Below are 4,200 nucleotides of genomic sequence, written 5' to 3'. Positions count from 1 at the left end.
CTGAAGGTGCTGCTGCCGCTCGTCGCGCTCGGCCTGCTGTCGACGCTGTTCCTCCTGTCGGACGCGCCGGACCCCGAGCGCGCGCTGCCCTATGCCGAGGTCGACGTGGCGCAGCTCGCCCGCGAACTGCGCCTGACCCAGCCGCGCTTCGCGGGGGTCATGCCGGACGGGCGGGAGATCACGCTGGTGGCGCAGGCCGCGGCCCCGGATTTCGAGGTGACGGACGTGATCGTGACGGACCTCGTGGAGGGCCGCATCGCGCTCGACGACGGGGAGTTCCTGATGATCGACGCGCGGGACGGGCGGATCGACGTCGCCGCGCGGGTCGCCGACCTTTCGGGCGGGGTGGAGGCCGAGACGACGCAGGGCTACCGCCTTCTCTCCGAGCGCATCCTCCTCCAGCTCGCCGAACTGGGCCTCGATGCGCCTTCCGAGGTACGGATCGAGGGGCCCGGCCTCAGCATCACCGCCGGAGCGATGGAACTGACCGGTCCCGCCGGCGCGGCGGTTCTGAGTTTCACCGGCGGCGTGCGGCTGCTATATCAGGCCGAAGATTAAGGAGCGGCGATGTTCGTACGTGCACTCTCCGGACTCGCCGGGCTTTTCCTCGGCCTCATGCTCGCCGCCTCCGCCGCGGCGCAGGTCGGCATCGGTTTCGGCGGCGTCGCCTACGACGCGCGGCAGCCGGTCGAGGTCACGGCCGACAACCTCACCATCGACCAGTCGACCGGGCAGGCGGTCTTCTCGGGCAACGTGATCGTGCATCAGGGCGACCTCCGCATGGCCGCCGGCGAAGTGCGCGTGATCTACAGCGACGTGGAGGGGCGGCGCTCGGTCGACGAGGTCGTGGCCACGGGCGGCGTCCTCGTCACGCGCGGGGCGGATGCGGCGGAAGGACGCGAGGCGCGCTTCGACGTCGCCTCGGCGATGCTGACCATGGCGGGCGATGTCCTGGTGACGCAGGGGCCGACCGCGGTGGCGGGCGACCGGCTGGTGGTCAACATGCGCACCGGCAACGGGTCGGTCGAGGGGCGCGTGCGCACGGTGCTTTCCACCGGCGAGGATCCATGAGGGACGCGGTCCCCTTCACCGTGACCGAGGGCTCGAGCGGCCTCAGGGTCGAGAGGCTCCGCAAGAGCTACCGCCGCCGCCCGGTGATCCGCGATGTCACGATGGAGCTGAACCGGGGCGAGGTCGTCGCGCTGCTCGGCCCCAACGGATCGGGCAAGACCACGTCCTTCTACTGCATCGCGGGCCTCATCACGCCGGACGGCGGCAAGGTCACGATCGACGGCGAGGACGTGACGCTGTTCCCGATGTATCGCCGCGCGCGGTCGGGCATCGGCTATCTGCCGCAGGAAATGTCGATCTTCCGCGGCCTTTCGGTCGAGGACAACATCATGGCCATCCTCGAGGTGGCCGAGCGGAACCGCACGCGCCGCAAGGAACGGCTGGAGGAGCTTCTGGCCGAGTTCTCCATCGAGCACCTGCGCCGCGCGCCCGCGCTTTCCCTTTCGGGCGGCGAGCGGCGGCGGGCCGAGATCGCGCGCTGCCTCGCCTCGAATCCGCGCTACGTCCTCCTGGACGAGCCCTTCGCGGGCGTCGATCCCATCGCCGTGGGTGACATCCGCCACCTCGTCTCGGACCTCAAGACGCGGGGGATCGGCGTGCTCATCACCGACCACAACGTGCGCGAGACGCTCGAGATCGTGGACCGCGCCTACATCCTGCACGACGGCACGATCATCATGTCCGGCAGCGCCGACGACGTGGTGCGCGACGAGACCGTGCGCCGCGTCTACCTCGGCCAGGGCTTCCGCATCAGCTGACGCACCCGCGCGACATCCCGTTGACAGGGCGGTGCGATCTGTCGCCAAATGGTCATGATGTTCGCGTTTGCTTCATCGGCGACCCGGTCTTCGCGACCCTTCGCGCCGGGCCCTTACCCGGCCCGGGCCGGTTTCCATCAGGACAACACGGACTTTCCGAGCGCCGCACGCGCCTTGATCGCGCGGGGCGGGCATATACCTGTCGGGAGGTGACATGCGCTACCAGATCAGTGGAAAGCAGATCGACATCGGCGAGGCGTTGCAGACGCACGTCAAGGACAGCCTCGGGACGGTGGTCGGCAAGTATGCCGAGCGTCCGACCGACGCGACGGTGATCTTCTCCCGCTCGGGGGCGGAGTTCGTCTGCGAGGCGACCGTGCATCTGTCCACCGGCCTGACCGCATCGGCCAAGGGGGCGGCCCACGAGATCTACGCCGCCTTCGAGAAGACGGCGGACAAGATGGAAAAGCAGCTCCGCCGCTACAAGCGCCGGCTGAAGGACCATCACCGCGAGCGGACGCAGCCAATCGACATGTTCGGTGCGCCGACCTACATCCTCGCCTCGCCCGAGGGCGATGCGGAGGATACCGAGCCGGAGTCGCTCCAGCCCATCATCGTGGCGGAGATGGAGACGAAGATCCCCTCGCTCTCGGTGGGCGAGGCGGTCATGCAGATGGAGATCGCGGGCGCGCCGCTCCTGGTGTTCCGCAACGAAGGCCATGACGGCGTCAACGTCGTCTACCGCCGCGAGGACGGGAACGTCGGCTGGATCGACCCTCGCCTCGACTGAGAATCTCTGGTAGGTCGCACGCCACCCGGCCGGGACGGGCCGGGTGGACAAGGCCGCAACCACAGGACTGGAACAGGGGGTCCCATGGATCTGTCGTCGCTGCTCAAACCGCGTGCGGTTCGCGTGGTCACGGACATCAGCAGCAAGAAGCGCCTCCTTCAGTCCATCGCGGACATGGCGGAGGACCTGATCGGCCTGCCCGCCTCGGGCATCTTCGATGCGCTCCAGGAACGCGAGAGCCTCGGACCGACGGGCGTGGGCCACGGCGTCGCGCTGCCGCATGCAAGGCTGACCGAACTGACCGAGGTGCAGGGCGCCTTCCTCAGGCTCGAGCGGCCGATCGACTTCGATTCGGCCGACCGGCAGCCGGTGGACCTCGTCTTCGCGCTCTTCGCGCCGGCCGATACGGGGGTGGATCACCTGAAGGCCCTGGCGCTCGTGTCGCGCACGCTGCGCGATCCCGCCCTCTGCGCCAAGCTCAGGGCGAACAGCGATCCCGCGACGCTCTACACGATCCTGACCGCCGGGACCGAGACGCAGGCCGCCTGACGGCTCAACGCCCCGGCCAGGGACCGAATCCGAAGTGGACGTAGTCGCGCCGGTAGGCGTCGAAGACGGCCTTCTCAACCTCCGGCCCGTAGCTTTGGGCGAGCCCCTCCGGCACATGCCCCAGACCGCGCGGTCCTTCGCCGGACACCATGCGGCCCAACTCCTCCCGTGCCGAGTCCTCGCGCAGGATACGCTGTGGCGGGACGACCTGAGAGGCGGCCTGCAACACCTCCATCTGCGTGGACCAGTCGGGCGGGATCTTCAGGCTCGTCTGTCCGGCGAGCGCACCCTTGAGGAAGCGCAGGAAGCCGAGGAAGCCCTCCGTCCCAGCCCCGAAGGACAGCCCGTATCGCCGCGCGAGCGTGTCGCGCAGCGCCACCATCTTCGGGTCCGCCCCGTCGAGGAGCCTGCGCCACGCCCCGAAGGCGCGCGCGACGGGGTGACGGAGGACGGCGAAGCTGGTGAAACCGGGCGTTTCCCGCATCCAGCGGCGCAGGTCTTTCTGCGTCATGCCGCGGATCAGCCCCGCATGGCCGACGCCCCCGATCCCCGCCATCCAGTCGAGCACCTCGGCGTCGGCCGCGCCCGCGACGGGCAGGAACAGGACACCGGCGGACGGGTGCGCGACGAAGCCCGGCACACCCGGCGCCCGCGGTACCTCGCCCTCCACCACGCGGTCGAGACCGAAGCGGTCGATCCGCGCCAGCGCAGCCTCCATCTCGCCCGGATTCGCGACCTTCGCGGCCGGGTCGCCGGGGTTCTGCCGCTTGAGCCGCGTCGAGACCTCCGGGAGACGGTGCGCCGAGCCGATGAAGGTGGCGAGGCCGTTCAGCACATCGACATCGTTGATGTCCTCGTAGCGGATGTGGAACGCCGTCTCGCCGTGCGTCTGGAGAAGCCGCCGCAAACGGTCGCGGAACGCGGTCCAGGCCTCCAGCATCTCGCGGAACTCGGCCTCGTCGAAGTCGATGCGGGCGGTCTTCGCGTGCTTGAGGTCGGTCAGCCGCCATTGCCCCGTGACGCTCGCGATCC

At 69.6% G+C, this 4,200-nt stretch carries 6 protein-coding genes; 5 read left to right on the top strand and 1 reads right to left on the bottom strand.

Features of this window, described 5'->3' with window-relative positions:
• The 5 genes from ACTS11_RS02680 to ACTS11_RS02660 all read left to right on the top strand — a co-directional run.
• Positions 1–558: hypothetical protein (locus ACTS11_RS02680; protein WP_442638804.1), on the top strand; the 558-nt coding region annotated here is incomplete at its 5' end.
• A gap of 9 nt (positions 559–567) precedes the next feature.
• A complete protein-coding gene (locus tag ACTS11_RS02675) occupies positions 568–1,071 on the top strand; it encodes an LptA/OstA family protein (protein WP_442638803.1) in 504 nt (167 codons plus the stop codon).
• Positions 1,068–1,829 carry an LPS export ABC transporter ATP-binding protein gene (gene lptB, locus ACTS11_RS02670; protein ID WP_442638802.1) on the top strand — a complete coding sequence of 254 codons (762 nt, stop codon included), beginning with the start codon at positions 1,068–1,070 and terminating at the stop codon, positions 1,827–1,829. Before ACTS11_RS02675 ends, lptB begins: the two co-directional genes overlap by 4 nt.
• Positions 1,830–2,043: 214 nt before the next feature.
• Positions 2,044–2,619: a ribosome hibernation-promoting factor, HPF/YfiA family gene (gene hpf / locus ACTS11_RS02665; protein ID WP_442638801.1), complete on the top strand. Its 576-nt coding sequence runs from the start codon at positions 2,044–2,046 to the stop codon at positions 2,617–2,619.
• 84 nt (positions 2,620–2,703) lie between these two features.
• Positions 2,704–3,168, top strand: coding sequence for a PTS sugar transporter subunit IIA (locus tag ACTS11_RS02660; protein WP_442638800.1), 465 nt, complete (start codon positions 2,704–2,706; stop codon positions 3,166–3,168).
• 4 nt (positions 3,169–3,172) lie between these two features.
• On the opposite strand, the gene ACTS11_RS02655 is transcribed toward ACTS11_RS02660, so the two are convergent.
• Positions 3,173–4,200: nodulation protein NodH (locus ACTS11_RS02655; RefSeq protein ID WP_442638799.1), on the bottom strand; the 1,028-nt coding region annotated here is incomplete at its 5' end.

It is taken from the genome of Roseicyclus sp. (genome assembly GCF_052168335.1).
Classification (GTDB): domain Bacteria; phylum Pseudomonadota; class Alphaproteobacteria; order Rhodobacterales; family Rhodobacteraceae; genus Roseibacterium.
This window is presented reverse-complemented; position numbering and strand designations above follow the sequence as displayed.